At 36.7% G+C, this 23545-nt stretch carries 31 protein-coding genes; 30 read left to right on the top strand and 1 reads right to left on the bottom strand.

Translation table 11 applies throughout. The features are described from left to right. The first annotated feature begins 14 nt into the window (after positions 1–14). The 25 genes from rplP (at position 15) to eno (ending at position 14073) form a co-directional block, all read left to right on the top strand. Complete coding sequence (rplP, locus tag C8N46_RS11760) at positions 15–434, top strand: 50S ribosomal protein L16 (RefSeq protein ID WP_108115099.1); 420 nt, start codon at positions 15–17, stop codon at positions 432–434. A 12-nt stretch (positions 435–446) separates the two neighbouring features. Next, positions 447–638, top strand: coding sequence for a 50S ribosomal protein L29 (rpmC, locus tag C8N46_RS11765; protein WP_007094980.1), 192 nt, complete (start codon positions 447–449; stop codon positions 636–638). Positions 639–656: 18 nt separating this feature from the next. Next, positions 657–914, top strand: a complete 258-nt coding sequence (gene rpsQ, locus C8N46_RS11770) for a 30S ribosomal protein S17 (protein WP_007094979.1) — start codon at positions 657–659, stop codon at positions 912–914. A gap of 2 nt (positions 915–916) precedes the next feature. Further along, positions 917–1285, top strand: a complete 369-nt coding sequence (rplN, locus tag C8N46_RS11775) for a 50S ribosomal protein L14 (RefSeq protein WP_108115100.1) — start codon at positions 917–919, stop codon at positions 1283–1285. A gap of 12 nt (positions 1286–1297) precedes the next feature. Beyond that, positions 1298–1624 carry a 50S ribosomal protein L24 gene (gene rplX / locus C8N46_RS11780; RefSeq protein ID WP_108115101.1) on the top strand — a complete coding sequence of 109 codons (327 nt, stop codon included), beginning with the start codon at positions 1298–1300 and terminating at the stop codon, positions 1622–1624. Positions 1625–1626: 2 nt separating this feature from the next. Then, on the top strand, positions 1627–2178 hold the full coding sequence (gene rplE / locus C8N46_RS11785; protein ID WP_108115102.1) for a 50S ribosomal protein L5: 552 nt from the start codon (positions 1627–1629) through the stop codon (positions 2176–2178). A gap of 2 nt (positions 2179–2180) precedes the next feature. Then, the gene (gene rpsN / locus C8N46_RS11790; protein WP_108115103.1) at positions 2181–2450 is read left to right on the top strand and encodes a 30S ribosomal protein S14; all 270 of its coding nucleotides are present in this window, start codon (positions 2181–2183) and stop codon (positions 2448–2450) included. A gap of 60 nt (positions 2451–2510) precedes the next feature. Further along, complete coding sequence (gene rpsH / locus C8N46_RS11795; protein ID WP_108115104.1) at positions 2511–2909, top strand: 30S ribosomal protein S8; 399 nt, start codon at positions 2511–2513, stop codon at positions 2907–2909. 18 nt (positions 2910–2927) lie between these two features. Further along, positions 2928–3470 carry a 50S ribosomal protein L6 gene (gene rplF / locus C8N46_RS11800; protein ID WP_108115105.1) on the top strand — a complete coding sequence of 181 codons (543 nt, stop codon included), beginning with the start codon at positions 2928–2930 and terminating at the stop codon, positions 3468–3470. Between the two features lie 9 nt (positions 3471–3479). Next, positions 3480–3833, top strand: coding sequence for a 50S ribosomal protein L18 (gene rplR / locus C8N46_RS11805; RefSeq protein ID WP_108115106.1), 354 nt, complete (start codon positions 3480–3482; stop codon positions 3831–3833). Positions 3834–3839: 6 nt separating this feature from the next. After that, positions 3840–4364, top strand: a complete 525-nt coding sequence (gene rpsE / locus C8N46_RS11810; RefSeq protein WP_108115107.1) for a 30S ribosomal protein S5 — start codon at positions 3840–3842, stop codon at positions 4362–4364. 12 nt (positions 4365–4376) lie between these two features. Then, positions 4377–4556 (top strand): 50S ribosomal protein L30, encoded by a 180-nt coding sequence (rpmD, locus tag C8N46_RS11815; RefSeq protein WP_108115108.1) that lies wholly within the window; start codon positions 4377–4379, stop codon positions 4554–4556. A gap of 15 nt (positions 4557–4571) precedes the next feature. Next, positions 4572–5024, top strand: a complete 453-nt coding sequence (gene rplO / locus C8N46_RS11820) for a 50S ribosomal protein L15 (protein ID WP_108115109.1) — start codon at positions 4572–4574, stop codon at positions 5022–5024. A gap of 15 nt (positions 5025–5039) precedes the next feature. After that, positions 5040–6380 carry a preprotein translocase subunit SecY gene (gene secY, locus C8N46_RS11825; protein ID WP_108115110.1) on the top strand — a complete coding sequence of 447 codons (1341 nt, stop codon included), beginning with the start codon at positions 5040–5042 and terminating at the stop codon, positions 6378–6380. Positions 6381–6382: 2 nt separating this feature from the next. Continuing rightward, positions 6383–6598 (top strand): translation initiation factor IF-1, encoded by a 216-nt coding sequence (gene infA, locus C8N46_RS11830; RefSeq protein WP_007094967.1) that lies wholly within the window; start codon positions 6383–6385, stop codon positions 6596–6598. A 30-nt stretch (positions 6599–6628) separates the two neighbouring features. Continuing rightward, complete coding sequence (gene ykgO / locus C8N46_RS11835) at positions 6629–6745, top strand: type B 50S ribosomal protein L36 (RefSeq protein ID WP_074978891.1); 117 nt, start codon at positions 6629–6631, stop codon at positions 6743–6745. Positions 6746–6747: 2 nt separating this feature from the next. After that, positions 6748–7122, top strand: a complete 375-nt coding sequence (gene rpsM, locus C8N46_RS11840) for a 30S ribosomal protein S13 (protein WP_108115111.1) — start codon at positions 6748–6750, stop codon at positions 7120–7122. 73 nt (positions 7123–7195) lie between these two features. After that, a complete protein-coding gene (gene rpsK / locus C8N46_RS11845) occupies positions 7196–7585 on the top strand; it encodes a 30S ribosomal protein S11 (protein ID WP_108115112.1) in 390 nt (129 codons plus the stop codon). A gap of 82 nt (positions 7586–7667) precedes the next feature. Continuing rightward, entirely contained in the window at positions 7668–8273 is a 606-nt protein-coding gene (rpsD, locus tag C8N46_RS11850; RefSeq protein WP_108115113.1) for a 30S ribosomal protein S4, read from the top strand. Positions 8274–8298: 25 nt separating this feature from the next. Continuing rightward, positions 8299–9291: a DNA-directed RNA polymerase subunit alpha gene (locus C8N46_RS11855; RefSeq protein WP_108115114.1), complete on the top strand. Its 993-nt coding sequence runs from the start codon at positions 8299–8301 to the stop codon at positions 9289–9291. A 60-nt stretch (positions 9292–9351) separates the two neighbouring features. Further along, positions 9352–9834, top strand: coding sequence for a 50S ribosomal protein L17 (rplQ, locus tag C8N46_RS11860; protein WP_108115115.1), 483 nt, complete (start codon positions 9352–9354; stop codon positions 9832–9834). 203 nt (positions 9835–10037) lie between these two features. Next, positions 10038–10853 carry an FkbM family methyltransferase gene (locus tag C8N46_RS11865; protein ID WP_108115116.1) on the top strand — a complete coding sequence of 272 codons (816 nt, stop codon included), beginning with the start codon at positions 10038–10040 and terminating at the stop codon, positions 10851–10853. A gap of 14 nt (positions 10854–10867) precedes the next feature. Beyond that, positions 10868–11980, top strand: a complete 1113-nt coding sequence (gene carA, locus C8N46_RS11870) for a glutamine-hydrolyzing carbamoyl-phosphate synthase small subunit (RefSeq protein WP_108115117.1) — start codon at positions 10868–10870, stop codon at positions 11978–11980. Positions 11981–11996: 16 nt separating this feature from the next. After that, the gene (locus tag C8N46_RS11875) at positions 11997–12611 is read left to right on the top strand and encodes a hypothetical protein (protein ID WP_108115118.1); all 615 of its coding nucleotides are present in this window, start codon (positions 11997–11999) and stop codon (positions 12609–12611) included. Positions 12612–12783: 172 nt separating this feature from the next. Continuing rightward, positions 12784–14073, top strand: a complete 1290-nt coding sequence (gene eno / locus C8N46_RS11880) for a phosphopyruvate hydratase (protein WP_108115119.1) — start codon at positions 12784–12786, stop codon at positions 14071–14073. Positions 14074–14140: 67 nt separating this feature from the next. Here eno and C8N46_RS11885 read toward each other — a convergent pair whose 3' ends face one another. After that, positions 14141–14407 (bottom strand): hypothetical protein, encoded by a 267-nt coding sequence (locus tag C8N46_RS11885; RefSeq protein ID WP_146169807.1) that lies wholly within the window; start codon positions 14405–14407, stop codon positions 14141–14143. A gap of 198 nt (positions 14408–14605) precedes the next feature. On the opposite strand from C8N46_RS11885, the gene C8N46_RS11890 reads away from it, so the two are divergent. The 5 genes from C8N46_RS11890 to C8N46_RS11910 all read left to right on the top strand — a co-directional run bounded on the left by C8N46_RS11890 (position 14606) and on the right by C8N46_RS11910 (position 23516). Then, the gene (locus C8N46_RS11890; RefSeq protein ID WP_108115121.1) at positions 14606–15652 is read left to right on the top strand and encodes a hypothetical protein; all 1047 of its coding nucleotides are present in this window, start codon (positions 14606–14608) and stop codon (positions 15650–15652) included. 5 nt (positions 15653–15657) lie between these two features. Further along, entirely contained in the window at positions 15658–16179 is a 522-nt protein-coding gene (locus tag C8N46_RS11895; RefSeq protein WP_108115122.1) for a DUF350 domain-containing protein, read from the top strand. Positions 16180–16427: 248 nt separating this feature from the next. After that, positions 16428–21053 (top strand): hypothetical protein, encoded by a 4626-nt coding sequence (locus tag C8N46_RS11900; RefSeq protein ID WP_108115123.1) that lies wholly within the window; start codon positions 16428–16430, stop codon positions 21051–21053. 176 nt (positions 21054–21229) lie between these two features. Beyond that, positions 21230–22519 (top strand): citrate synthase, encoded by a 1290-nt coding sequence (locus C8N46_RS11905; protein WP_108115124.1) that lies wholly within the window; start codon positions 21230–21232, stop codon positions 22517–22519. A gap of 79 nt (positions 22520–22598) precedes the next feature. Next, entirely contained in the window at positions 22599–23516 is a 918-nt protein-coding gene (locus C8N46_RS11910) for a dimethylarginine dimethylaminohydrolase family protein (RefSeq protein WP_108115125.1), read from the top strand. Positions 23517–23545: the final 29 nt, after the last annotated feature.

Here is a 23545-nt window from a genome sequence, read left to right on the forward strand (position 1 = left end):
TAAAGTAAAAGAAAATGTTACAGCCAAAAAGAACAAAATATCGTAAAGTACAGAAAGGGCGAATGAAAGGAAACTCTGGTAGAGGTCACTTGCTTTCTAACGGTATGTTTGGTATCAAATCATTAGATTCAAATTTCTTGACATCTCGTCAGATAGAAGCTGCCCGTATTGCGGCAACTCGTTACATGAAAAGAGAAGGTCAATTATGGATTAAGATATTTCCAGACAAGCCAATTACAAAAAAGCCACTTGAAGTACGTATGGGTAAAGGTAAAGGTGCTCCAGAATACTGGGCAGCTGTTGTAAAACCTGGTAGAATTATTTTTGAAATTGGTGGCGTGCCAATGCACGTTGCTAAAGAAGCTTTGCGTTTAGCAGCTCAAAAATTACCAGTTAAAACGAAGTTTATTGTAGCTCGCGATTACGAAGCTTAATTTTTAGGAAGTATGAAACAATCAGAAATTAAAGAATTATCTGTAGCTGAGTTACAAGAAAAACTAAAGGAGTTAAAAAAGAATTACTCAGATTTGAAAGTAGCACACGCTATCTCTCCTTTAGATAATCCAATTCAGTTGCGTTCAGTAAGAAGAACAGTTGCGAGAGTAGCTACTGAACTAACTAAAAGAGAATTGCAATAAATTGAATTCTACTGACAGATGGAAAAAAGAAATTTAAGAAAAGAGAGAATAGGTGTTGTTACTAGTAACAAAATGACGAAATCAATCGTGGTTTCTGAAGTGAAAAGAGTAAAGCACCCTATGTACGGTAAGTTCGTGTTAAAAACAAAGAAATATGTTGCGCACGACGAAAAGAACGATTGTAACATTGGTGATACAGTAAAAATAATGGAAACACGTCCATTGAGTAAAACCAAATGTTGGAGATTAGTTGAAATCATTGAAAGAGCTAAATAATTATGGTACAACAAGAATCAAGATTAAAAGTAGCAGACAATACAGGAGCTAAAGAAGTGTTGACAATCCGCGTTTTAGGTGGAACGAAAAGACGTTATGCTTCTGTTGGAGACAAAATTGTTGTCACTGTAAAAGATGCAACTCCTAACGGAAGTGTGAAAAAAGGACAAGTTTCTACGGCAGTTGTTGTTCGTACTAAGAAAGAAGTAAGAAGACCAGATGGCTCTTACATCAGATTCGACGACAATGCGTGTGTATTATTGAACCCAGCAGGGGAAATGAGAGGAACACGTGTTTTTGGACCAGTTGCTAGAGAACTTCGTGACAAGCAATTCATGAAAATTGTATCATTGGCGCCAGAGGTGCTATAAACGTAGTTTAAAATGACAAAACTAAAGATAAAAACAGGAGATACAGTGAAGGTAATCGCTGGTGCTAACAAAAGTACTGCCGACAATCCTGTAACTGGTAAAGTATTAAAAGTTCTCCGTGAGGAAAATAAAGCCATCGTAGAAGGTGTGAATATTGTAAAAAAACACACAAAACCTACAGCGCAAAATCCTCAAGGTGGAATTGTAGAAAAAGAAGCTCCAATCCATATTTCAAATCTTGCATTGATGACCTCTAAAGGTGAAGCAACAAGAGTTGGATATAGAATGGAAGGAGATAAGAAAGTAAGATTTTCTAAAAAATCTAATGAAGTATTATAGTTATGGCTTACATTCCAAGATTAAAGAAAGAGTATAAGGAAAGAGTAATCCAAGCTCTTACAGATGAATTCGGTTACACAAACGTAATGCAAGTTCCAAAGCTTGAAAAAATTGTTTTAAGTAGAGGAGTTGGTGGTGCAGTAGCGGATAAGAAGTTAATTGACCACGCTATTGAAGAGTTTGGTAAAATTACAGGACAAAAAGCAGTAGCTACAATCTCAAAGAAAGACGTTGCATCTTTCAAATTACGTAAAGGAATGCCAATCGGGGCAAAAGTTACTTTACGTGGAGAAAAAATGTATGAGTTTTTAGACAGATTGACTACTTCAGCCTTGCCACGAGTAAGAGATTTTAATGGAATCAAAGCAAATGGTTTTGACGGAAGAGGTAACTACAACTTAGGAATTACTGAGCAAATTATCTTTCCAGAAATAAATATCGATAAAGTAAACAGAATTGCTGGAATGGATATTACATTTGTAACTTCTGCGTCAACAGACAAAGAAGCGAAATCATTATTAACAGAATTAGGATTACCTTTTAAAAAGAACTAATTATGGCTAAAGAATCAATGAAAGCCCGTGAGGTGAAAAGAGCAGAAATGGTTGCTAAATATGCTGAGAAAAGAAAAGCTTTGAAAGAAGCTGGCGATTACGAAGCATTGCAAAAGTTGCCAAAAAATGCTTCTCCAGTACGTATGCACAATCGTTGCAAACTTACAGGAAGACCAAAAGGGTATATGCGTCAGTTCGGGATTTCTCGTGTAATGTTCAGAGAAATGGCTAACAAAGGATTAATTCCTGGCGTTAAAAAAGCAAGTTGGTAAAATTATAAATTGGTTTCAGGTTCGACTTCTGTCGAAAACCAAAACCGCAAATTCACTAATATGTATACAGATCCAATAGCGGATTACTTAACAAGAATCAGAAACGCTAGTAGAGCGGGACACAGAGTTGTCGAGATTCCAGCTTCAAAGCTTAAAAAAGAGATTACAAAAATCTTATTCGATCAAGGATATATTTTAAGCTACAAGTTTGAAGATAACACTGTACAGGGAAGCATCAAAATCGCATTAAAATACGATAAGATGACAAAAGAACCTGTAATCAAGAAAATTCAAAGAATCAGTACACCAGGTTTACGAAAGTATGCTGGAGCTAACGAACTTCCAAGAGTATTAAACGGATTGGGTATTGCAATTGTATCTACTTCTCACGGAGTAATGACAGGAAAGCAAGCGCAGCGTGAAAATGTTGGTGGTGAAGTTTTATGTTACGTTTACTAATTAAAAAGACTAACAGAAATGTCAAGAATAGGTAAAAACCCAGTAAGTATTCCAGAAGGAGTTACTGTAGATATAAAAGATGGTCAGGTAACCGTAAAAGGTAAATTAGGCGAATTGACACAACAAGTGGAAGGTATTACCGTATCACAAGAAGAAGGTCAAATCGTTCTTGAGCGTCCATCTGACAGCAAAGATCATAGAGCAAAACACGGTCTATATAGAGCATTAATCAACAATATGGTTGAAGGTGTATCTAAAGGATTTACAAAAGAGCTACAATTAGTAGGAGTTGGTTACAGAGCAAGTAACCAAGGACAAAGACTAGAGTTAGCTTTAGGTTTCTCACACAACATTGTTATGGACTTAGCTCCTGAAGTTAAAGTTGAAACAATCTCTGAGAAAGGTAAAGATCCAATCATAAAATTAACTTCCCATGACAAACAATTAGTAGGTCAAGTAGCTGCTAAAATCCGTGCGTTCCGTAAGCCAGAGCCTTACAAAGGAAAAGGAGTTAAGTTTGTTGGAGAAGTATTAAGAAGAAAAGCAGGTAAATCAGCTTAATAATTAATTATGGGATTATCAAAGACTGAAAGAAGACAGAGAATTAAAAACAGAATCAGAAAAATCGTTGAAGGTACTGAAGCTAGACCACGATTGTCTGTTTTTAGAAGTAATAAAGAAATTTATGCTCAAATTATCAATGATGTAGACGGAAAAACAATTGTTGCCGCTTCATCTAGAGATAAAGATATCAAAGCAGAAGGAACAAAAACAGAAGTGGCTGCCCTAGTAGGAAAGTCAATCGCTGAAAAAGCGTTAAAAGCTGGAATTGAAACCATCGCATTTGATAGAGGTGGATACTTATACCACGGAAGAGTAAAATCATTAGCAGAAGGTGCTAGAGAAGGAGGACTTAAATTCTAAGAAACTATGTATCAGAAATACAAAAACGCAGAATTAGTAAAGCCAGGTGGACTAGAATTAAAGGATCGTTTGGTAGGAGTACAACGTGTAACGAAAGTAACAAAAGGTGGTAGAGCCTTTGGATTCTCGGCAATTGTTGTTGTTGGAGACGAAAACGGTGTTGTAGGACACGGTTTAGGAAAATCTAAAGACGTTGCTACTGCGATTGCAAAAGCAATCGAAGATGCGAAGAAAAATCTAGTTCGTATTCCTTTGCAAAATGGTACATTACCACACGAGCAAAAAGGAAAATACGGTGGCGCTAGAGTATATATTCAACCAGCATCTTCGGGTACGGGAGTTATCGCAGGTGGAGCTGTACGTGCAGTATTAGAAGCTGTAGGAGTTCACAATGTATTATCAAAGTCTCAAGGATCATCTAACCCGCACAACGTAGTAAAAGCAACTTTCGATGCTTTATTACAATTACGCGATGCAGGCATGGTAGCTAGACAAAGAGGAATTTCTTTAGAAAAAGTATTTAAAGGATAAATCAAGGATAAAATGGCAAAAATTAAAGTAACACAAGTAAGAAGCAAAATTAGTCGTCCTCAAGATCAAAAGAGAACACTAGAAGCGCTTGGTCTTAAAAAGATCGGACAGGTTGTTGAGCATGATGATACACCGAACATCCTTGGAATGATAAATAAAGTTAAACACTTAGTTTCTGTAGAAGAAGCTTAAAAATAACAACTGGTTATGGATTTAAGTAACTTAAAACCAGCTGACGGTTCAGTTCAGAGTAATAACAAAAGAGTTGGTAGAGGACAAGGTTCTGGAAAAGGTGGTACTGCTACACGTGGTCACAAAGGAGCTAAATCTCGCTCAGGTTATTCAAAGAAAATTGGATTTGAAGGTGGACAAATGCCACTTCAAAGACGTGTTCCTAAGTTCGGTTTCAAGAATATCAACCGTAAAGAATATCAAGGTGTAAATCTTGATAAACTTCAGGAATTAGTTGATGAAGGAAGAATCACAGATACTGTTGATTTAGACATATTAGTAGCTAACAGAGTAGCTAGAAAAACTGATTTAGTAAAAATCCTTGGAAGAGGTGAGCTTAAATCAAAATTAAAAGTTACCGCACATAAATTCACAGCTTCCGCAAAAGCAGCTATTGAAGCAGCGGGAGGAGAAGCAGTAACTTTATAATTTCTACATAGAAGCATGAAAAAATTTATTGACACAATAAAAAGTATTTGGAGTATTGAGGAACTAAAAAATAAAATTTTAGTAACTCTTGGACTATTACTTGTATACCGTTTTGGAGCGCAAGTGAGTCTTCCAGGTATGGACTATACACAACTTGGAGAATCCTTTGCTGGTAAGTTTGATGATGGTATTGGAGGCCTATTAAATATGTTTACTGGTGGAGCTTTCGCTAAGGCTTCAGTATTTGCACTAGGAATTATGCCTTATATATCTGCTTCTATTGTAGTTCAGTTAATGGGAATCGCAATTCCTTACTTACAAAAACTTCAAAAAGAAGGAGAAAGTGGTCGTAAAAAAATCACGCAAATCACAAGATGGCTTACCATCGTTATCTGTTTGGTGCAAGCACCATTCTATTTATGGGGATTAGGTCAATTAGGAGTTCCAGATGCTGCATTTACAATTGGAAAAGGATTAGATTTCGTTGTTCCTTCTGTAATCATCTTAGTTACAGGAACTATCTTTGCAATGTGGTTAGGTGAAAAAATTACGGATAAAGGAATTGGTAACGGTATCTCGTTATTAATTATGGTTGGAATCATCGCGCAAATGCCTGTAGCGTTTGTTCAAGAAGTTGCTTCCAATTCATCAAAACCAATGTTAATTCTTATCGAAATTGTAATTTGGTTGGTAATCATTCTTTTAAGTGTAATGTTGGTCATGGCAGTACGTCAAGTACCAGTACAATACGCAAGAAGAACCGCAACTGGTGGATACGAGAAGAACATGTTTGGAGCAAGACAATTTATTCCATTAAAATTAAATGCATCTGGTGTAATGCCAATCATCTTTGCGCAAGCATTGATGTTTGTTCCTTCTGCAATAGGTCAAGGTTTAGGAGCCGAATCTACAGTAGGACAGTGGATGCAAGCTAATTTTTCCAATGTGTTTGGATTGTGGTATAATGTCTTATTCGCATTTTTAATCATCATATTTACATACTTCTACACAGCTATCACCGTGCCAACTAATAAAATGGCAGATGACTTAAAAAGAAGTGGAGGTTTTATTCCTGGAATTCGCCCTGGTAGCGAAACAGGAGAATACCTAGACAAAATAATGTCACAAATAACCTTACCTGGATCAATCTTTTTAGCATTGATTGCAATTTTTCCTGCTATCGTAGGTACAATCATGGGAATTCAGCAAGGTTGGGCATTATTCTTTGGAGGAACATCGTTGCTAATTATGGTAGGAGTTGCCATAGATACCATGCAACAAATAAACTCATACTTGTTGAATAGACATTATGATGGTTTAATGAAAACAGGTAAAAACCGTAAAGTAGTTGCATAATTATGGCTAAACAAGCTGCAATAGAACAAGACGGAACAATCATAGAAGCATTATCAAATGCGATGTTCCGTGTAGAATTAGAAAATGGTCACATCGTAACGGCTCATATCTCAGGAAAAATGCGTATGCATTACATTAAATTATTACCTGGTGATAAAGTAAAATTAGAAATGAGTCCATACGATTTAACAAAAGCAAGAATTACCTACAGATACTAATCTGTACACGATTCAAAAATTGATAAACTCATGAAAGTAAGAGCATCATTAAAAAAGAGAAGTCCCGAGTGCAAAATTGTGCGTCGTAAGGGCAGATTATACGTAATCAATAAAAAGAATCCTAGATTTAAACAAAGACAAGGATAGTTATGGCAAGAATCGCAGGAGTAGACATTCCAAAACACAAAAGAGGTGTTATCTCATTAACATACATCTTTGGAATAGGTAAAAGCAGAGCTAAACAAATTTTAGAAACTGCAAACGTAAGTGAAGATACAAAAGTATCAGAATGGACCGATGAAGAAATCGGTAAAATTCGTGAAGCAGTTGGTGCTTTCACTATTGAAGGTGAATTACGTACTGAAGTTCAGTTAAACATCAAACGTTTAATGGATATCGGTTGTTACAGAGGAATTCGTCACAGATCTGGACTTCCATTAAGAGGTCAAAGAACAAAGAACAACTCTAGAACAAGAAAAGGTAGAAGAAAAACTGTTGCTAACAAGAAAAAAGCAACTAAATAATCAATAGACGTCAGTTTTAGGAGTTAGCGGTTAGTACAAACACTAACAACTAACAACAAAACACAAAAGAAATATGGCAAAGTCTAGCAAGAGTACAAAAAAACGTAAAGTAATAGTGGAGTCTGTAGGAGAAGCTCACGTAACTGCATCTTTTAACAACATCATTATTTCACTTACAAACAAAAAAGGAGATGTGATTTCTTGGTCATCTGCTGGTAAAATGGGCTTTAGAGGTTCTAAAAAGAATACACCTTATGCTGCACAAACTGCGGCAGAAGATGCTTCTAAAGTAGCACATGAAGCTGGTTTACGTAAAGTAAAAGTATACGTAAAAGGTCCAGGAAACGGTAGAGAATCTGCTATCAGAACCATTCACAACGCAGGAATTGAAGTAACAGAAATCATTGACGTTACTCCATTACCACACAATGGATGTAGACCTCCAAAAAGAAGAAGAGTATAATTAATTTATTTTCACTTGAGAGATTAACGATTATCGAAGGACAAGCCTTAATTCATAATCACTCTCATAATAACTATTAGAAATGGCAAGATATACTGGTCCAAAGACTAAAATTGCTCGTAAATTTGGTGAAGCAATTTTCGGAGACGATAAATCTTTTGAAAAAAGAAATTATCCTCCAGGGCAACACGGAAACAACAGACGTAGAGGAAAAAAATCTGAATACGCTATCCAGTTGCAAGAAAAACAAAAAGCAAAATACACCTACGGAATTCTTGAGCGTCAGTTCAGAAACTTGTTCAAAAAAGCGAACAGTAGCAAAGGAATTACTGGTGAAGTATTATTACAATTGTGTGAATCTCGTTTAGATAACGTTGTTTACAGAATGGGGATTTCTCCAACAAGAAGTGGTGCAAGACAATTAGTATCGCACCGTCATATTACAGTAAACGGAGAAATCGTAAACATTCCTTCATACACACTTAAAGCAGGTGATGTAGTAGGAGTAAGAGAAAAATCAAAATCTCTTGAAGTAATTGAAAGAGCTCTAGCGAACGCTAGCCACGTATATGAGTGGATTACATGGAACGGAGACAAGAAAGAAGGTACGTATGTATCTATTCCAGAAAGACTCCAAATTCCTGAAAATATTAAAGAGCAATTAATCGTAGAATTATATTCTAAATAATAATAAATCAGAAAGTATTCTTAATATGGCATTATTAAACTTCCAAAAGCCCGATAAAGTTATCATGATTGACTCATCTGAGTTCGATGGCAAATTTGAATTTCGTCCTTTAGAACCTGGTTATGGGCTAACTATCGGGAACGCATTAAGAAGAGTACTTCTATCATCATTGGAAGGTTTTGCGATTACTTCTGTACGAATAGACAAAGTAGATCACGAATTTTCAACGATTTCTGGTGTTGTAGAAGATGTAACAGAAATTATTTTGAACTTAAAGCAAGTACGCTTTAAAAGACAAATAGAAGATATTGACAACGAATCAGTATCAATTTCTGTTTCAGGTAAAGAACAACTTACTGCTGGTGATTTCCAAAAATTCATCTCTGGTTTCCAAGTGTTAAATCCAGATTTAGTTATCTGTAACATGGATGCTAGCGTGAATATCAACATGGAAATTACAATAGAAAAAGGTAGAGGTTATGTTCCTGCTGAAGAAAACAAAAAATCAAATGCTCCTCTAGGAACTATCTTTACAGATTCTATTTACACACCTGTAAAGAATGTAAAATACAGCATAGAAAACTATCGTGTTGAACAAAAAACTGACTACGAAAAGCTAGTTTTTGAAATCATTACAGATGGTTCTATTCATCCTAAAGAAGCATTGACGGAAGCTGCTAAAACGTTAATTCACCACTTTATGTTATTCTCTGACGAGCGTATCACTTTAGAAGCGGATGAAATTGCACAAACAGAAACCTATGACGAAGAGTCATTACACATGCGCCAATTACTAAAAACAAAATTGGTAGACATGGATCTTTCTGTAAGAGCATTAAACTGTTTAAAAGCTGCAGAAGTAGATACCTTAGGAGACTTAGTATCTTACAACAAAAATGATTTAATGAAATTTAGAAACTTTGGTAAAAAATCGTTGACGGAACTAGAAGAACTAGTAAACGTAAAAGGGTTAAGTTTCGGAATGGACTTGTCAAAATACAAATTAGATAAAGATTAATTCCTTTATAATTTGCTCCTCAAACGAGTTGTAGCAAGATAAAGGTTAAAAACAAATGTCATGAGACACGGAAAAAAAGTAAACCACTTAGGTAGAAAAACGGCTCACAGAAAGTCAATGTTAGCAAACATGGCTTGTTCTTTAATTGAGCACAAGCGTATCAATACAACAGTTGCAAAAGCAAAAGCATTAAAGCAATTTGTTGAGCCATTGGTAACAAAGTGTAAAGAAGACACAACACACAATCGTCGTTTAGTGTTCAGTAAACTTAGAAACAAGCACGCTGTTACTGAATTGTTCAGAGATGTTGCTGTAAAAGTAGCTGACAGACCAGGTGGATACACTAGAATTATCAAATTAGGAAATCGTTTAGGAGATAATGCACAAATGGCATTAATCGAATTAGTGGACTACAACGAAACGTACAACACTGAGAAGAAATCGAAATCAACAAGACGAAGCAGAAGAAGTAGAGGTGGAAACAAAGCCAATACTCCTGCGCCAGCTCCAGTTGAAACACAAGCTTCTAACGAAGAAGAATAATGAAATTCAATTCATTACATATAAAAGGATAAACTTAAAAAAGTTTATCCTTTTTTTTATGCTAGTGAAGTTCAGCTTAAAGGAGCCTGATAAGGCGAACTTTAAGCTGAAAACAGAACTAGTTCACCTGAAAAAGGGAACCTTAAAAGAAATAAAAAAGTTTTTAGATTTGTTACATAATCTAAAAAAGAATTACCAATTCAATGATTCAATTTGTAAAATCATTAGTTCCTAAAAAACTAAAGAAATACCTCAAAAAGAATGTGCTTAAAAAAGGTGTTGTCAATGCGCCAAAACATGTTTCTTCTTTAGTAGAGGACGAATTTACATTAAACGCTACAATTGCTTATAACAAATACGGTGGTTACTGTACGCCATTTGCTGCGCAAAAAGAATCGGTGGTGCAAGCAATTCTAAAAGGTGAAGTCTACGAGCCAGAAACCATTCAATACATTATTGACAATTGTCAAAATGGCGATGTAGTACAAGCAGGTGCGTTTTTTGGCGACTTCTTACCGGGAATTGCTAAAAACATTTCAAAAAATGCCAAAGTCTGGAGTTTTGAGCCAAGCTCAGAATTTTTTCGATGTGCCGATATCACAATTCGCATCAACAATCTTACAAACGTTGAACTGCTTCAAGTAGGCTTAGGTGCTGAGAAATCTGAACAAAAACTACAAGTTGCAACAGCAGATGGAAGACAATTAGGTGGCGCGAGTAGAATAATTGACGGAGAAAATGGTAAATTTGTACCCATTGTTATTGAAACGTTAGATAGTATCATCCCGAAAGACAGAAATATCTCAATCATTCAATTCGATTTGGAAGGTTTTGAAATTCCTGCACTCAAAGGCGCTATCGAAACCATCAAACGATGCAAACCCATACTAATATTGGAAATATTATCACATAACGATATCGTGTCAAACGATTGGTTCAAAGAAAATATTCTTTCATTAGGCTATCAAATCACAGGGAAAGTACACAACAATACTATAATTACAATACAACACAACTAAATTATCAAAGCGATATGAAATACCAAAATCGACAAAAAGCACTATTACTTTTGGAAGATGGAACTATCTTTTACGGAAAAGCGATTGGACAACCAGGAACGGCTTTCGGAGAAGTGTGTTTCAACACAGGAATGACTGGATATCAAGAAATTTTTACCGATCCTTCGTACTACGGACAATTAATGGTAACAGCCAATGTTCACATTGGAAACTATGGAACGGCAGAAGACGAAATGGAATCGGATAGTGTGAAAATTGCAGGGTTGATATGTAAAAACTTTAGCTATGAGTTTTCTCGTGATGCTGCCGATAGTTCACTGAAAGATTTCTTAAACAAATACAACCTGTTCGCTATTTCTGATGTAGACACACGAGCTTTGGTAAGTTACATTCGCGACAACGGAGCCATGAACGCGGTAATCTCTACAGATGTGGACGATATTGAAGGACTAAAAGCAAAATTAGCGGAAGTACCAAGCATGGCAGGATTGGAATTGGCGTCAAAAGTATCTACAAAAGAACCATACATTTTTGGAGATGAAAATGCAGCTATCAAAATTGCTGCTTTAGACATTGGTTGTAAAAAGAACATTTTAAGAAACTTGGCAAAACGCGGAGCGTGCATCAAAGTGTTTCCATACAACACAAGCTTTGAAGAAATGAACGCATGGAATCCTGATGGGTATTTCCTATCCAACGGACCTGGCGATCCAGAACCTTTGGAAGATGCTATCAACTTGGCAAAAGAAGTCATCAAACGCGATTTACCATTGTTTGGAATCTGTTTGGGACATCAAGTAATTGCGTTGGCAAACGGGATTTCAACGTATAAAATGCACAACGGACACCGTGGCATCAATCATCCTGTGAAAAATGTGTTGACAGGAAAAGGGGAAATCACCTCTCAAAATCACGGTTTTGCGATTAACAGAGAAGAAACAGAAGCAAATCCAGTAGTAGAAATCACGCATGTGCATTTGAATGACAATACCGTTGCGGGAATTCGCATCAAAGACAAAAACTGTTTCTCTGTACAATACCATCCAGAAGCAAGTCCAGGACCACACGACGGCGAATATCTATTCGATCAATTCATTGAAAACATTCAAAAAGTAAAAACGGTCTAATCGCAATCTGAAAAACATGCAAAAAACAATTACGCTTATTGCCGCCGTACTATTGTTAGTCGCTTGCAAAAACGATAAGAAAACTGAAAAAAGCACTTCTCAAAAAGACACTTCAACGAAAGTTGAAACAAAAAAAGAAGTAGCCTTATCAACACAGCAAGAGCAATTCTTAGCAACAACCATCGCTTATTTTAAACAATGCAAAGCTGAGTCGACAAACAGAAACGATTGTAGAAACAGCATCAGCAAAATGATTACCGAATTCTATAATATTGGTGATTTCCGGGCAAAAGATGGCGGTTTTGTTATCTACGATAGCATTCAACCTATTGTGAAAAAATCAAACGATTGGGTGAAATTAGGAGCGGCAAGCAATCAAGAAGTATTAGAAAAAGCACAACAAGCAGCAAACGAAGGAAAAGCGACGCTAGCTATTGATGTTTCGGAAACGTACGGACAAGTCGCAATGATTATTCCAGGGAAACTGACCAAATCAGCTTCGTGGGAATTACAAGTGCCGAATGCGGCTGCGTTGGTCAATTACGATGCAAAAAAATCCTTTATGGAAAAATCACTTTCGTATGCGTTTAAATCGGCAGAGAATATTGTAATATATAGTAAAAGTCAATAATTTATAAAGAAAGCATTGCATTATTTTTAACGGGAAAACGTTTTCGCATTTTATAAAAACCGACAAAAAACAAACATTGTTCATATATCCGTAAAAGTAACGGTAAAGCCTGTAAAACTTGAAAAGGTTTCGTAAATTAGCTTAGAAAAACAACAGAAAAAAGACAAAAAAGATGAGCAGAATAATCAACATTCACGCAAGACAAATATTAGATTCAAGAGGAAATCCTACGGTAGAAGTAGATGTAATCACAGAAACAGGAATCTTAGGAAGAGCCGCAGTACCATCTGGAGCATCGACAGGAGAGCATGAAGCTGTAGAATTACGCGACGGAGGAAACGCTTATATGGGAAAAGGCGTGAGTAAAGCTGTTCAAAATGTAAATACAACCATCGCAGAAGAATTAATTGGAGTATCAGTATTTGAGCAAAATCAAATCGATAAAATCATGATTGACTTAGATGGTACACCAAACAAAGGAAACTTAGGTGCCAATGCCATCTTAGGTGTTTCGTTAGCGGTTGCGAAAGCTGCTGCAAACGAATTAGGAATGCCGTTATACAGATATGTTGGAGGTGTTTCTGCCAATACCTTGCCTGTGCCTATGATGAACATCATCAACGGAGGTTCACATTCAGATGCACCAATTGCATTTCAAGAATTTATGGTGATGCCTGTAAAAGCAAAAAACTTTACACATGCCATGCAAATGGGAACGGAAATTTTCCACAATCTTAAAAAAGTATTGCACGATAGAGGCTTGAGTACCGCTGTAGGTGATGAAGGTGGTTTTGCGCCAACGTTGGACGGAACCGAAGATGCCTTAGACACCATTTCAAAAGCAGTAGAAAATGCAGGATACAAATTGGGTGATGAAGTGATGATTGCGTTGGATTGCGCTGCGGCGGAATTTTACGTAGATGGCGCGTATGACTATTCTAAATTTGAAGGTGACTCTGGAAAAGTACGTACATCGAAAGAACAAGCAGATTACTTAGCAGAATTAGCAGCGAAATATCCAATTATCTCTATTGAGGATGGAATGGACGAAAACGACTGGGAAGGTTGGAAATACCTAACTGAAAAAATTGGTGATAAAGTACAATTGGTAGGTGACGATTTATTCGTGACGAATGTTGAGCGTTTATCTCGCGGAATTGAAAACAACACAGCAAATTCAATTCTTATCAAAGTAAACCAAATTGGAACGTTGACAGAAACCATTGCAGCTGTAAACATGGCACACAATGCAGGATACACTTCGGTAATGTCGCATCGCTCAGGAGAAACGGAAGACAATACTATTGCCGATTTAGCTGTAGCGTTAAACACAGGGCAAATCAAAACAGGTTCGGCTTCTCGTTCAGATAGAATGGCAAAATACAATCAATTATTACGCATCGAAGAAGAATTGGGAGAAGTAGCCTACTATCCACAAGACAAAGCTTTTAAAGTGAAGTAATCACTAAAAGACATATTACAACACATAAAAAATCGGTTGGATGTTTAGCATTCAACCGATTTCTTTTTTACGCGCAAGTTACACACGTTAATTCCTCACAAGCAGTTGCTCTACAGGTTAAAATACCTTCAGTCAACGGCGGTATAGTTGGGTCGGGACAACCGCAAGTTACATGTGGGCAATACGAAAATACACGTGTATAATTTATCGTATAATCGATAATAGTATCAATGACGGTTCCTACATCGATAGAGTCATTGCCTCCGCGCATTTTGTTTAGATTGCTCACAGGCTGTTTACGGAGCGTTAAGCTCTTCAAATTCTTTTTTTTCATAATATTAAAAAGTGTTGGTTTACAGAAAGTTATAAAAAAATAAAATCTCTCCAGTACGGTTTTCCCGTAATTAAGTAGTTGCAAATCAGTTTCATAAGTTAATATTGTATTCAAAGATTTTACCAGCATACGAAAAACAAATTGACAAATCCATGAATTAACAAATCAACAAATCAAAAAAAATAATATCTTTAAACCATGACCGACAATAAGAAACCAAACGGCTGTCTTGTAAGCTTTCAGCGACTCTTTTCAGGAGCGATGGCAGTTTTAGCTACTATTTTTATTGTTAGTACATTGTTTTTTTTAACGTATCGAGTTAAAATAAAAGGTACTGCGTTGCTCATCTTTACAGCGTGTGCTTTTTTTGTAATTCGATTTCTCTGGAAAAAAATAAAACGCAAACCCTCTTCCAACAAAGAAGTTTTTCAAGGCATTGTTTCCGATTTTTTCCGAACGGTTTTTGCGATGATATTTTTCGCTGTTGTGCTAAATATTTTATATGATAAATCAGGGTATAAACTCACATCAGAGACAAAAGACACTGAAAAAACCACAAGGGAAATTGTTACAACTACCGAAAACGGTAAGCAAGTTCGCTATATCGTCAACAAACAAAATTGGCGAGATTTTAACGGCAATCGACATCAAATGGACTTTAAAATTGCCGAAAATAGTGTGGTAAAGTCTAAAAAAAATCGCAACAGTTTTCGATATACGAGAAGCTTTACTTGGGGAAATTTTTACAAGCACATGGCAGACCACGATCGCCCGTTGCTCGAACATTTGTATGTGGAATTCAGTAAAATTCAACAGCAAAAAAAGTTAAATCGCAAGCAATTTGCCGAATTAATCATTACCAGTATTCAAGACATTCAATACAATTACATAAAATCGACTCCATGTGATGGCACCGAAGAGTATCCATGTGTGGGAAATGTGCGACTCGGAATTTTTGCACCTGCAGAATTTAGCGCTAATTTGCAAGGCGATTGCGATTCGCGTACCGTGTTGCTCTTTGTGCTTTTGGCAAAATTTGATTATGATGTTGCCATCTTAAACAGCAATGAATATGGACATTCCGTACTTGGAATCAACATACCATCTCGCGGAAAATATAAAATGTACAACAGAAAAAAATATTATTTTGTAGAAACGACTGCCGAAAATTGCGTAATTGGATATTTACCTGCAAAAGTGTCAAATATCAACTTTTGGAATTTTGTACTAGTCAATAAAAAGTAAATCGTATGAACACAGATGTATTCTATTTAGCACTCAGTCAACTTATATTGTCAATCGTATTGTCAATCGTTATCTTCTTTATTTCGTATAAAATTTTAATTCGTATCTTCAGGCTGAAAGAAGCGGACATCAACGATTCCAATTTGGCGTTTAGTATTCTCTTTTCAGGAATTATTTTCAGTACAGGTTATTTGCTAAGCGGAATCATTCCTTCCATCATTGGCGCCATTGAAATGCTACAAGCACATGCTAAAGAAAATCTGTTTGTAGAAATCTTAAAATACTCTTCCTTGTCACTATTTGTAGGATTCTTATTGGCAGGTATAATTCACTTTAGCGGATTTATGCTGACAAAATCGTTGACCAAACACGTTAATGAAGTTGGAGAATTGCGAAAAAACAATCTCGCCGTTGCTATTTTGCTGGCTACCATTTTAATTTCCATCACCATCATAGCGAGAGATAGTTTGGTGTTTTTAATCGAACTTTTCTTGCCGCAACCTACTGTAATAGAATACACTTCTTAAAACATACATGTCACAGATTTTGATTATAAAGTCATTCTTTGTCAATCAAGAAATATTAACAAAAAATGACTTCAAAAAAAGGAAACTTTAAGTATATTCGTGTCGGCAAATACCACTTTTTTTAGCAAATTTGCTCCCCAACCCCATTCATGCAAGACAAGATTATGAAGATGATGTAACAACTACATCCTGAGATTCGTTGCCTACACTTTAAATTTATACTAAACAAACTAATCAAATCAAATTGCATGAGGTTAAAGTTACTCTCTACAACAGTATTACTTTTAAATATTTTTTTTACCACTACAGCAATAGCACAACCTTCAAATGACGATTTTGCGAACGCCATTCCAGTAAGTTGCGGTGGAAACTACACATCATCAACAGCACAAGCAACTCTTGACGAAAACAATGCGCCAGATTCTGTAAATCCTCAAGTGGATTTAAATGCGCCAAATATTTGGTATTCTTACACAGGTTCAGGAACTCCAGAAATTGTGACTGTGGATTTATGTGCTTCCGGATACGATACTTCCTATTTGGTGTATACAGGAACTTCTGGAAATTTAACTTTAGTTGCGGCAAATGACGATAATGAGGATCAATGCGGGCCAGGATATCGTTCGTATGGAACCTTTGAATCTGATGGAACGACCACGTATTACATTACAGTTACAGGATACGATTCATCAAGTTTTGGAGATGTTGACCTAACAATTTCCTGTGAAGAATATACACCAATACCAGACACTATTGAACTTGCTGTGCCAATCGTACCATCGCCAGAAGGGACAGGCTGTCCTACGGGGTATTCATTCGTGCTTGATTTTGCTACAGATACAACCGATAGCGGTATGGGAGGTTGTTATGACAACGAAGTGGAAGGATTGGATCAATTCTTTACGTGGACAGCAACTACAAATGGGTTACTATTTAGCAGTACACTACCTTCGGAAGGACTCGGAGGAATAATTGTGAGAAATGCAAGTGCACCGTATGACATCATTGATTGTAGTGGGGTAGATCAATTTATTACACCTATTCTCAGGGGATGGGATATTGGAGACGATGTAATCATTCAAATATATAGAGGTGAAGGGCAAACAGGAACTTTAGATGTAAGCTTCTGTTTAGAAGAAAAAACAATCATTGCGCCACCTAATGATACAGCTGCAGGTGCAATTCCAATAACAGTAGGCTTAGCGGGAAGTGACTGTTCAACTACAAATAGCAATCAAACAGTTTACTTCAATACAAGTACCTATACTACGACAGCCAGCGGAACAGTAGCTTCTTGCAGACCTGATAGTACAGGTGTCGATCAATTTTTTACGTGGACAGCAACTTCTACAGGACTCCTTTTAGGAGAAAATGATGACGCTATTGGAATTGCCATACGCAGTACTTCAGGACAGGAATACGCGTGTGCAGTCAGAGGCTCGGGTGATCCTATAAAATTGAGTGGTTGGCAAGTTGGCGAAGAACTAATCATCCAAATATATAATTTTGAAAACAGTCACAAAGACGCATTCTCCTTTTGTTTACGAGAATATAATACGTCCGAAAATGATTTAATTACAGGAGCAATTCCAATTACTCCAGATGCGCTTGGAAACGATTGTACCGAAAGAACATTATTTTTTAGTTCAGATGGAACCACTGATAGCGGACTTGATGGAAGCTGTAATACAACAAATACAGGATATGATCAATTCTTTACATGGACAGCAACGACAAATGCTTTACTTTGGAGTGGACTCACTGGTAGTCCGGGAATTATCATAAGAGATGTAGCAGGAAATGAAATTACATGCGCAAATACGATTACTCCAGATGATACCGTACTAACTGGTTGGCAAGTTGGAGACGAATTAATCATTCAAATTTATGATTGGGTATTTCAAGATTCGAAAGGAACCTATGCAAATAATGTTGAAACATCGTATGTTGATGTTTCATTTTGTCTAAAAGAACATACACTAGAAATTCCTGGGTTAACCTATGTGCCAGATGATAACTTTGAGCAAGCCTTAATTGATTATGGCTATGATACTACATTAGATAATTACGTCACAACAGCAAATATTAGCACGGTAAACGACTTAAACATCCGCGATCTTGGTATTTTTGACCTTACAGGAATAGAAGACTTTGCTAGTTTAGAAATCTTAAACTGCGGATTGAACTTCTTAGGCGAATTAGACCTAAGTAACAATACAAACCTAAACTATCTCATAGCAGATAATGCAGCATTAACGGCTTTAAATGTAAAAAACGGCAACAATACCAACGTGACCACATTTAACACACTTGGGAACATAGACTTATTCTGTATAGAAGTAGATGATGCAGCGTATAGTACTGCCAATTGGACAAATATTGAATCCACAACAAGCTTCAGTACAAACTGTGGCTCGACTGTAAATGACGAATGTGTAAATGCTATTTCAGTACCTATTAGTGATGCTACGTGCAACAATACGGTTGCAGGAACGCTATTTCAAGCAACAAATTCAAACTCATTGCAATGCTTTGGAGACTTGCCAAACTTTACAGATGTTTGGTTTAGTTTTGTTGCCACAGAAACGACACACAACATTGCATTGCAAAACACCACAGGACCATCCAACACTGTATTCCATGCTGTGATAGATGCACAAACGTACAATTGCGAAAACATTACAAATGCTATCTACTGTTCGGATGAATTGGAAAGTCAGGCAACTGGATTAACCATCGGAAACACCTATTACATTCAAGTATACTCTTATGTAGCAAACTCCACAGAAACCTTTGATCTATGTGTATCAACAAACGCAACTGCTGGGTTAACCTATGTGCCAGATGACAACTTTGAGCAAGCCTTAATTGATTATGGTTATGATACTACATTAGATAATTACGTAACAACGGCAAACATTAGCACGGTAAACGACTTAAACATCCGCGATCTCGGTATTTTTGATCTCACAGGAATAGAAGACTTTGCAGGCTTAGAAATCTTAAACTGCGGATTGAACTTCTTAGGCGAATTAGACCTAAGTAACAACACAAACCTGAACTATCTCATAGCAGATAATGCAGCATTAACTGTATTAAATGTAAAAAACGGCAACAATACCAACGTGACCACATTCAACACACTTGGTAACATAGACTTATTCTGTATAGAAGTAGATGATGCCACGTATAGTACTGCCAATTGGACAAATATTGAACCCACAACAAGCTTTAGTACAAACTGTGGCTCGACTGTAAATGACGAATGTGTAAATGCTATTTCAGTACCTATTAGTGATGCTACGTGCAACAATACGGTTGCAGGAACGCTATTTCAAGCAACAAATTCAAACTCATTGCAATGCTTTGGAGACTTGCCAAACTTTACAGATGTTTGGTTTAGTTTTGTTGCCACAGAAACGACACACAACATTGCATTACAAAACACCACAGGTCCATCCAACACTGTTTTTCATGCAATCATAGACGCACAAACGTACAATTGCGGAAACATTACGAATGCTATCTACTGTTCGGATGAATTGGAAAGTCAAGCAACAGGATTAACCATCGGAAACACGTATTACATTCAAGTGTATTCTTATGTCGAAAACTCAAACGAAACCTTTGATCTATGTGTATCTACAAACACAACTGCTGGATTAACCTATGTTCCAGATGATAACTTTGAGCAAGCCTTAATTGATTATGGTTATGATACTACATTAGATAATTACGTCACAACAGCAAATATTAGCACGGTAAACGACTTAAACATCCGCGATCTCGGTATTTTTGACCTTACAGGAATAGAAGACTTTGCTGGTTTAGAAATCTTAAACTGCGGATTGAACTTCTTAGGCGAATTAGACCTAAGTAACAACACAAACCTAAACTATCTCATAGCAGATAATGCAGCATTAACTGTATTAAATGTAAAAAACGGCAACAATACGAACGTGACCACATTCAACACACTTGGTAATATAGATTTATTCTGTATAGAAGTAGATGATGCTGCGTATAGTACTGCCAATTGGACAAATATTGAACCTACAACAAGTTTCAATGAATTCTGCGGCAGTCCTATTCAAGTAGCAGCAAAAGTATACTTGCAAGGTGCAATGTTGGAAAACACAGGAGGTTTGATGCGAACCGATCTCAAAGACAATAATTATATTCCAACAGTAAGTCCGTACGCAGATGGAACTACCATTCTTGCTACCGATCCTGTATTTATGGCTACAGGACAAGACAAAATTGTCGATTGGATTTGGATAGAACTCAGAGATGCCAACAATCCTACAAGTATCATTGATGGAAAATCGGCATTATTACAACAAGATGGAGACGTTGTAGAGGCAGTTTCTGATAACACCTCAACTCCTGTAAGTTTTAATCAAGTGTCTGGCGATTACTACATAGTCATAAAACACAGAAATCACTTAGGAATCATGTCTGGTAGTCAAATTGGGTTAACGAATACTGCTGTCACTACTGTAGATTTTACCGATAGTAACAACCAAATCACCTACGGTACAAATGCGCAAACAACCTTTGGAATGCCCGCAAACACAGTAGCAATGTGGTGTGGAAACGCAAACGGAGATAACGTTGTGCAATACTCTGGAACCAATCCAGATGTCCCAGCAATACTCGCAACAGTACTAAATGATGCTGGAAACTTCTTGAATTTTCCAACCTTTACAATCACAGGCTATAATTCAAACGATATCAACTTGGACGGAAACACGCAATACACAGGGATAAATCCAGATACACCAATCATCCTACAAAATGTATTCGTACATCCAGGAAACTTCTTAAACTTTAGTACGTTTCAAATCGTAGAACAATTGCCTAATAACGAATAAAAACAAGAACATGTAAAAATAGCATCATTGTTTTTTTAGGATTAATATAATTTATTTTTAGTATAAACTTTAATGATATCTCAATTGTTAAATCCTTTGTAAAGTATTTTCATAAATCGCTACATATTTCGTAATTTAGCAAACCGAGTAAAAACAAAAAAATTTATAAAGAAAATATGTCAGATACCACAGCTACGTTAGAAATTAATGGCGAAAAATATGAGTTTCCAATCATTGAAGGAACAGAAAACGAACTTGCCATTGACATTAAAAGTTTAAGAGGCTCCACAGGAGGAATTATCACCATCGATCCAGGATATAAAAACACAGGTTCTTGCGAAAGTGCCATCACTTTTTTAGATGGAGAAAAAGGAATTCTACGTTACAGAGGATATGCCATTGAAGACTTAGCTGAAAAAGCAGACTTTCTAGAAGTCGCGTATCTGTTAATTTTTGGCGAATTGCCAAATACAGAACAACTGGCAAAATTTCACAAAGACATCAAAGCACAATCTGTTGTTGACGATGATATCAAAAAAATCTTAGATGCTTTTCCAAAAAGCGCGCATCCAATGGGCGTGTTGGCATCATTGACAAACGCGTTGACAGCGTTCAATCCTTCGTCTGTAAATGTTGATTCGGAGGAAGACATGTACAAAGCGATTGTGAAAATACTAGGAAAATTTCCTGTATTGGTAGCGTGGACAATGCGTAAAAAACAAGGAATGCCATTAGATTATGGCGATTCTTCACTAGGATACGTTGAAAACGTACTAAAAATGATGTTCAAACAGCCAAACGAAGAATACAAACTAAATCCGATTGTTGTGAATGCGTTGGATAAGTTACTAATCCTTCACGCTGACCACGAGCAAAACTGTTCAACATCAACCGTACGTATCGTAGGTTCGTCACACGCAGGGTTATTTGCTTCTTTAGCTTCTGGAATCTCTGCACTTTGGGGACCATTACACGGAGGAGCGAACCAAGCTGTACTAGAAATGTTGGAGGCCATTCAAGAAGACGGAGGCGATACGAAAAAATACATGGCAAAAGCGAAAGATAAAAGCGATCCGTTCCGTTTGATGGGATTCGGTCACCGTGTATATAAAAACTTTGACCCAAGAGCAACGATTATCAAAAAAGCAGCTGATGAAGTGTTGAGCGATTTAGGAGTGGAAGATCCAATCTTAGATGTTGCGAAAGGACTTGAAAAAGAAGCGTTGGAAGACTCGTATTTCGTAGATAGAAAATTATATCCAAATGTTGACTTCTATTCAGGAATCATCTACAGAGCAATGGGAATTCCAGTAGAAATGTTTACGGTAATGTTTGCCTTAGGACGTTTGCCAGGATGGATTGCACAATGGAGAGAAATGCGCTTGCGCAAAGAGCCAATTGGTCGTCCACGTCAAGTATATATTGGAGAAAATCACAGAGCATTCAAAGACATCTCTGAAAGATAATTAACAACAAAACACACACAAGCTTCATAGATTTTATATCTGTGAAGCTTTTTTACTAGTACACCTTACCCAAAATCACATGCTAAAATTACATGTAAATGACGAAACAGCAACACTCAAAGCAGTTGTCTTAGGAACTGCCGAAAGCTGTGGTCCAACTCCAAAAGCAGAAGATTGCTACGATCCTAAATCTAAACAACATGTATTGGCAGGAACCTATCCGCTAGAAAAAGATATGATTCCAGAAATGGAAGCGGTGGCAGCCGTGTTGAAAAAGTACGATGTGCAGGTATTCCGCCCAAAAGTCATTCAAGATTACAATCAAATATTTTCAAGAGATATTGCTTTTGTGATTGAAGATAAATTTATCAAATCGAATATTTTACCCGATCGCGAGCGTGAAATAGAAGCTATCAAACATGTAATTGAGCAAATCAATCCTGAAAATGTCATCAAATTACCCGAAGAAGTACATGTGGAAGGCGGCGATGTAATGCCTTGGGGCGATTATATTTTTGTGGGAACGTATTCGGGAGACGATTATTCCGATTACATCACAGCGCGTACCAATATTGACGCTGTAATTGCGTTGCAAGAATTATTTCCGCACAAAACAGTAAAATCATTCGAGCTTCGAAAATCAAACACAGACCCAAAAGAAAATGCATTACATTTAGACTGTTGCTTTCAACCGATTGGAACGGACAAAGCCATTCTGCATAAAAACGGCTTTTTAGTAGAAAAAGAATACGAATGGTTGGTTGACTTTTTTGGGAAGGAAAACATCTTCGAAATTTCAAAAGAAGAAATGTACAATATGAATAGCAATATTTTTTCTATTTCTCCTAATGTGGTCATTTCTGAGCAAAACTTTACACGCCTTAATACATGGCTTGAAGAAAAAGGATTTACGGTTGAAAAAGTTCCGTATGCGGAAATTGCCAAGCAAGAAGGATTATTGCGTTGCAGTACCATGCCATTAATCCGAGAAAAGTAAGGATTTCAGCTTTTTGCAGACTAACTTTC

The organism is Kordia periserrulae, assembly GCF_003054265.1.
Classification (GTDB): domain Bacteria; phylum Bacteroidota; class Bacteroidia; order Flavobacteriales; family Flavobacteriaceae; genus Kordia; species Kordia periserrulae.

Coding starts and splice junctions, on each gene's coding strand:
- rpsQ (WP_007094979.1), top strand. CDS start 657: ATGGAAAAAAGAAATTTAAGAAAAGAGAGAATAGGTGTTGTTACTAGT.
- C8N46_RS11895 (WP_108115122.1), top strand. CDS start 15,658: ATGAACACAGATGTATTCTATTTAGCACTCAGTCAACTTATATTGTCA.
- rplX (WP_108115101.1), top strand. CDS start 1,298: ATGACAAAACTAAAGATAAAAACAGGAGATACAGTGAAGGTAATCGCT.
- carA (WP_108115117.1), top strand. CDS start 10,868: ATGAAATACCAAAATCGACAAAAAGCACTATTACTTTTGGAAGATGGA.
- rplQ (WP_108115115.1), top strand. CDS start 9,352: ATGAGACACGGAAAAAAAGTAAACCACTTAGGTAGAAAAACGGCTCAC.
- rpsM (WP_108115111.1), top strand. CDS start 6,748: ATGGCAAGAATCGCAGGAGTAGACATTCCAAAACACAAAAGAGGTGTT.
- rpsN (WP_108115103.1), top strand. CDS start 2,181: ATGGCTAAAGAATCAATGAAAGCCCGTGAGGTGAAAAGAGCAGAAATG.
- C8N46_RS11910 (WP_108115125.1), top strand. CDS start 22,599: ATGCTAAAATTACATGTAAATGACGAAACAGCAACACTCAAAGCAGTT.
- rplO (WP_108115109.1), top strand. CDS start 4,572: ATGGATTTAAGTAACTTAAAACCAGCTGACGGTTCAGTTCAGAGTAAT.
- rplE (WP_108115102.1), top strand. CDS start 1,627: ATGGCTTACATTCCAAGATTAAAGAAAGAGTATAAGGAAAGAGTAATC.
- rpsE (WP_108115107.1), top strand. CDS start 3,840: ATGTATCAGAAATACAAAAACGCAGAATTAGTAAAGCCAGGTGGACTA.
- ykgO (WP_074978891.1), top strand. CDS start 6,629: ATGAAAGTAAGAGCATCATTAAAAAAGAGAAGTCCCGAGTGCAAAATT.
- C8N46_RS11885 (WP_146169807.1), bottom strand. CDS start 14,407: ATGAAAAAAAAGAATTTGAAGAGCTTAACGCTCCGTAAACAGCCTGTG.
- rplN (WP_108115100.1), top strand. CDS start 917: ATGGTACAACAAGAATCAAGATTAAAAGTAGCAGACAATACAGGAGCT.
- rpsK (WP_108115112.1), top strand. CDS start 7,196: ATGGCAAAGTCTAGCAAGAGTACAAAAAAACGTAAAGTAATAGTGGAG.
- rplP (WP_108115099.1), top strand. CDS start 15: ATGTTACAGCCAAAAAGAACAAAATATCGTAAAGTACAGAAAGGGCGA.
- rpsD (WP_108115113.1), top strand. CDS start 7,668: ATGGCAAGATATACTGGTCCAAAGACTAAAATTGCTCGTAAATTTGGT.
- C8N46_RS11865 (WP_108115116.1), top strand. CDS start 10,038: ATGATTCAATTTGTAAAATCATTAGTTCCTAAAAAACTAAAGAAATAC.
- rplF (WP_108115105.1), top strand. CDS start 2,928: ATGTCAAGAATAGGTAAAAACCCAGTAAGTATTCCAGAAGGAGTTACT.
- C8N46_RS11875 (WP_108115118.1), top strand. CDS start 11,997: ATGCAAAAAACAATTACGCTTATTGCCGCCGTACTATTGTTAGTCGCT.
- C8N46_RS11855 (WP_108115114.1), top strand. CDS start 8,299: ATGGCATTATTAAACTTCCAAAAGCCCGATAAAGTTATCATGATTGAC.
- rplR (WP_108115106.1), top strand. CDS start 3,480: ATGGGATTATCAAAGACTGAAAGAAGACAGAGAATTAAAAACAGAATC.
- rpmC (WP_007094980.1), top strand. CDS start 447: ATGAAACAATCAGAAATTAAAGAATTATCTGTAGCTGAGTTACAAGAA.
- C8N46_RS11905 (WP_108115124.1), top strand. CDS start 21,230: ATGTCAGATACCACAGCTACGTTAGAAATTAATGGCGAAAAATATGAG.
- infA (WP_007094967.1), top strand. CDS start 6,383: ATGGCTAAACAAGCTGCAATAGAACAAGACGGAACAATCATAGAAGCA.
- secY (WP_108115110.1), top strand. CDS start 5,040: ATGAAAAAATTTATTGACACAATAAAAAGTATTTGGAGTATTGAGGAA.
- C8N46_RS11890 (WP_108115121.1), top strand. CDS start 14,606: ATGACCGACAATAAGAAACCAAACGGCTGTCTTGTAAGCTTTCAGCGA.
- rpmD (WP_108115108.1), top strand. CDS start 4,377: ATGGCAAAAATTAAAGTAACACAAGTAAGAAGCAAAATTAGTCGTCCT.
- eno (WP_108115119.1), top strand. CDS start 12,784: ATGAGCAGAATAATCAACATTCACGCAAGACAAATATTAGATTCAAGA.
- C8N46_RS11900 (WP_108115123.1), top strand. CDS start 16,428: ATGAGGTTAAAGTTACTCTCTACAACAGTATTACTTTTAAATATTTTT.
- rpsH (WP_108115104.1), top strand. CDS start 2,511: ATGTATACAGATCCAATAGCGGATTACTTAACAAGAATCAGAAACGCT.